This is a genomic window from Mycobacterium sp. TH-M82 (assembly GCF_057473605.1).
Genome location: NZ_JBYCKY010000557.1, coordinates 1 through 3912 on the forward strand (window position 1 = coordinate 1; position 3912 = coordinate 3912).

General features: G+C 68.9%; 6 protein-coding genes. 4 read left to right on the plus strand and 2 right to left on the minus strand.

The annotated features are described in order from the left end of the window. Positions 1–27 precede the first annotated feature (27 nt). Genes AC2VON_RS16760 through AC2VON_RS16770 form a run of 3 tightly spaced genes read left to right on the plus strand, consistent with a single transcriptional unit; the run spans position 28 to position 2159 of the window. Entirely contained in the window at positions 28–867 is an 840-nt protein-coding gene (locus AC2VON_RS16760; RefSeq protein ID WP_486953961.1) for a lysophospholipase, read from the plus strand. A 48-nt stretch (positions 868–915) separates the two neighbouring features. Then, positions 916–1668, plus strand: coding sequence for a DUF2786 domain-containing protein (locus AC2VON_RS16765; protein ID WP_486953956.1), 753 nt, complete (start codon positions 916–918; stop codon positions 1666–1668). Beyond that, complete coding sequence (locus AC2VON_RS16770; protein ID WP_486953957.1) at positions 1665–2159, plus strand: TIGR04338 family metallohydrolase; 495 nt, start codon at positions 1665–1667, stop codon at positions 2157–2159. Before AC2VON_RS16765 ends, AC2VON_RS16770 begins: the two co-directional genes overlap by 4 nt. Before the next feature lie 11 nt (positions 2160–2170). On the opposite strand, the gene mymT is transcribed toward AC2VON_RS16770, so the two are convergent. After that, the gene (gene mymT, locus AC2VON_RS16775) at positions 2171–2317 is read right to left on the minus strand and encodes a copper-binding metallothionein MymT (protein WP_486953958.1); all 147 of its coding nucleotides are present in this window, start codon (positions 2315–2317) and stop codon (positions 2171–2173) included. A gap of 116 nt (positions 2318–2433) precedes the next feature. On the opposite strand from mymT, the gene AC2VON_RS16780 reads away from it, so the two are divergent. Next, positions 2434–3090, plus strand: coding sequence for an O-methyltransferase (locus tag AC2VON_RS16780; RefSeq protein WP_486953959.1), 657 nt, complete (start codon positions 2434–2436; stop codon positions 3088–3090). Between the two features lie 88 nt (positions 3091–3178). Here the strand turns inward: AC2VON_RS16780 and AC2VON_RS16785 are convergent. Continuing rightward, a partial coding sequence (locus tag AC2VON_RS16785; protein ID WP_486953960.1) for a dihydroxy-acid dehydratase domain-containing protein occupies positions 3179–3912 on the minus strand: 734 nt, incomplete at its 5' end.

The window sequence follows — 3912 nt, forward strand, 5'->3', positions numbered from 1 at the left end:
CCCGGTGCGGCACCGTACGCTGCCCTGATGGCCACCACCCGCGTCGAACGGGCCTTCGACGGCGTCGGTGGTGTGCGCATCGTCTACGACGCCTGGATGCCCGAGGCCGCGCCACGCGCCGTGGTCGTCCTGTCGCACGGCTTCGGCGAGCATGCCCGTCGCTATGACCACGTCGCGCTGCGCTTCGGCGAGGCCGGGCTGGCAACCTATGCGTTGGATCACCGGGGGCACGGCCGATCGGGCGGCAAGCGGGTGCTGTGCAAGGGAATATCCGAATACACCGGGGACTTCCACACCTTGGTCGGCATCGCCACCAGGGAGCACCCCGGTGTGCCGGGTGTGGTCCTCGGGCACAGCATGGGCGGCGCGATTGTCTTCAGTTACGGCGTGGACCACCCCGACGACTATCAGTTGATGGTGCTGTCCGGCCCGGCGGTGGCGATGCAGACCGTCGTGCCGCCGGCGCTGGTGATCGCGGCCAAAGCGCTCGGGCTGATCGCGCCGGGACTACCGGTGCAGGCACTCGATTCGTCCGCGGTGTCGCGTGACCCCGAGGTGGTGGCCGCCTACGACAACGACCCGCTGGTCCACCACGGCCGGGTGCCCGCCGGCGTCGCGCGGGCGTTGGTGTTGGTCGGCGAGACGATGCAGCAGCGCGCCGCCGCGTTGGCCGCGCCGCTGCTCATCCTGCACGGTGCCGAAGACCGGCTGGTCCCCGTCGACGGCAGTCGGCAGCTCGCCGCCGGCGTCGGCTCTGCCGACGTGCGGTTGAACATCTATCCGGGGCTGTACCACGAGGTGTTCAACGAACCGGAGCGCGATCGGGTGCTGGCCGACGTGGTGGAGTGGATCGACACGAGGTTGTGATATCTGGCTTGTCCGGACTTGTCACAGCGGTCGGCTAGCTTTGCTTGCATGACCCGCGATGACAAGATGTTGGCGCGCATCGCCGCGCTGCTGCGCCAAGCCGAGGGCACCGACAACGGCCACGAGGCCGAGGCGTTCATGGCGGCGGCGCAGCGACTGGCCACTGCGACCTCCATCGACCTGGCAGTTGCCCGCTCGCACGCGGCTGCCCGCTCCCCGGCGCAGACGCCGGTCCAGCGCACCATCACCATGGGCCAGCCGGGCACCAGGGGGTTGCGCACCTACGTGCAACTGTTCGTGGTGATCGCATCGGCCAACGACGTACGCTGTGACGTGGCGTCGAATTCGACGTTCGTCTACGCCTACGGGTTCGCCGAGGACATCGACGCCAGCCATGCCCTCTACGCCGGCCTGGTGGTCCAGATGGTGCGGGCATCGGACGCCTACGTCGCCTCCGGGGCGCACCGTCCCACCCCGACGATCACCGCCCGGCTGAACTTCCAGTTGGCGTTCGGCGCCCGGGTCGGGCGGCGGCTGGCCGAGGCTCGCGAACAGGCCCGCCAGGAAGCCGAGAAGGATCGTGGGCGTCCGCCGGGTACTGCTATCGCGCTGCGTAACAAAGACATCGAGCTGCGGGATTACTACCGCAGCGCGTCGGCGGCGCGCGGCTCCTGGCGGGCCAGCCGGGCCTCGGCGGGCTATTCCTCGGCGGCGCGCCGCGCCGGGGACCGGGCCGGCAGGCGGGCGCGGCTCGGCGACAGCCCGGAGCTGTCGGTGGCGCGGGCCGCGTTGGGGCAGTGAACGAATTCGTTGTTGAGCGCGACGCGCAACGCTCCAAGGTCTACGCCGCGGAAGACTTCGTCCGGATATTGTTTGATCGCGCCGCTGAGCACGCAACGGGCAGCGTCGACTTCTTCGGCGCGCAGCTGACCCTGCCGCCGGAGGCGCGGTTCGCGTCGGTTGCGGCGGTGCAGCGTTACGTCGATGACGTGTTGGTATTGCCGGCGGTTCGGCAGCGGTGGCCGGCGATCAGCCCGCTGTCGGTGCGGTCACGACACGGGGCGACCGCGGCACACTATGAACGCCGTGACGGCGCAGGTGTCATCGCGGTTCCCGGCTGGGCGATGCGTGAGCTGGTCGTGCTGCATGAGATCGCACACCACCTCTGCGATGACCAGCCGCCGCACGGACCCCAGTTCGTCGAGACCTTCTGCGGCCTGGCCGAACTGGTAGTGGGCCCTGAGTTAGGGCATGTGCTGCGGGTGGTCTATGCGAAGGAGGGTGTCCGGTAACGTAGCTCGTCTTAGCTGACGACGACCATTTCGTCGCCGCAGGTGCACCGATACGGTCCACTGGCGCCGGGGCAGTGGCAGGCCACCTCGATGCGAACTCGGCAACCGCAGTCCTGGTGGGTGCAGGTCAGCAACGTCCCGGCTTCGTTGTTTGCCATGTGATCTGTCCTTCCTTCGTGAATCCCGGTGCGGAACCACCGCAGTATATACCCCATACGGGTATTGGGTCTGGTTCGGTGGGTGTCGGGTGCCGTGATCGGCTAGCGTTGGCCGCATGACCCAGCAGTCGACTCCCGAAGACGTGGACGCGTTCTTGGACCGCACGCTGGTCGGCCATGATCCCGAGATGGCTGCGGTGCTCGCAGCCAGCGAAGCGGCCGGCTTGCCGCGAATCGCGGTGTCACCCCAGCAGGGCAGGTTCTTGTATCTGTTGGCCAGCGCCGTCGGAGCCCGGCGCGTCCTTGAGATCGGCACCCTGGGCGGCTACAGCACCGTTTGGCTGGCCCGTGGAGTGGGTCCGCAGGGCCGGGTGGTGACGCTGGAATACAACCCCAGGCATGCCGAGGTGGCGTGGGCCAATACCGCCGGCGCCGGTGTCGGCGACCGAGTGGAGGTGATCGTCGGCGCGGCGCTGGAGACGCTGCCGACCGTAACCGGTGGCCCGTTCGATCTGGTGTTCATCGACGCCGACAAGGAGAACAATGCCGCCTATCTGGAGTGGGCCGTACGGCTGACCCGTCCCGGCGCAGTCATCGTGGTCGACAACGTTATTCGGGAAGGCGAAATCCTGGCGCCCGGGGACAACGAGGAGGCGCAGGGGACGCGCAGGTCGCTGGAGTTGCTCGGTGAGCACCCGCGGCTGGACGCGGCGGTGATCCAGACGGTGGGGGTCAAGGGTTGGGACGGCTTCGCCCTCGCCCTGGTGAGATAGCCGCTTTTCGGCGCGAGCATGCGCAAAGTCGCACTCTGCGGACCCTGCGAGTGCGACTTTGCGCATGCTCGCGGGGAGAGGGGCGCCGTCAACCGCAGACCGCGCCGCGGGCCGCCGAGCCCACCAGCTTGCGGTATTTGGCCAGCACGCCGGTGGTGTAGCGCGGCGGTGGTGGAGTGAAACCCGCACTACGGGAGGCGAAGTCAGCTGGGTCGACCAAGATGTCCAGCGTCGCCCCGGCGACGTCCAGCCGGATCCGGTCGCCGTCGCGGATGAACGCGATCGGCCCGGCGTCGACCGCCTCGGGGGCGACATGGCCCACGCACAGGCCGGTGGTGCCGCCGGAGAACCGGCCGTCGGTGAGCAGCAGCACGTCCTTGCCGAGCCCGGCGCCCTTGATGGCGCCGGTGATCGCCAGCATCTCGCGCATCCCTGGCCCGCCCTTGGGGCCCTCGTAGCGGATCACCACGGCGTCGCCGGAGCGGATGGTGCCATCCTCCAACGCATCCAGCGCCGCCCGCTCGCCGTCGAAAACCCTTGCGGTGGCTTCGAACACCTTCGTGTCGAAGCCGGCCGTCTTGACCACCGCCCCCTCCGGAGCCAGCGATCCGTACAGGATGGTGATGCCGCCGGTCGGGTGGATCGGATGGTTCAGGGCGCGCAGCACCTTGCCGTCGGTGTCCGGCGGTGCGATCTTGGTGAGGTTCTCGGCGACGGTCTGGCCCGTCACGGTCAGGCAGTCACCGTGGAGAAGACCGGCATCGAGCAGGGCCTTCATCACCACCGGTACGCCGCCGACCCGGTCCACGTCGGACATCACAT

Coding starts and splice junctions, on each gene's coding strand:
- AC2VON_RS16760 (WP_486953961.1), top strand. CDS start 28: ATGGCCACCACCCGCGTCGAACGGGCCTTCGACGGCGTCGGTGGTGTG.
- mymT (WP_486953958.1), bottom strand. CDS start 2,317: ATGGCAAACAACGAAGCCGGGACGTTGCTGACCTGCACCCACCAGGAC.
- AC2VON_RS16780 (WP_486953959.1), top strand. CDS start 2,434: ATGACCCAGCAGTCGACTCCCGAAGACGTGGACGCGTTCTTGGACCGC.
- AC2VON_RS16765 (WP_486953956.1), top strand. CDS start 916: ATGACCCGCGATGACAAGATGTTGGCGCGCATCGCCGCGCTGCTGCGC.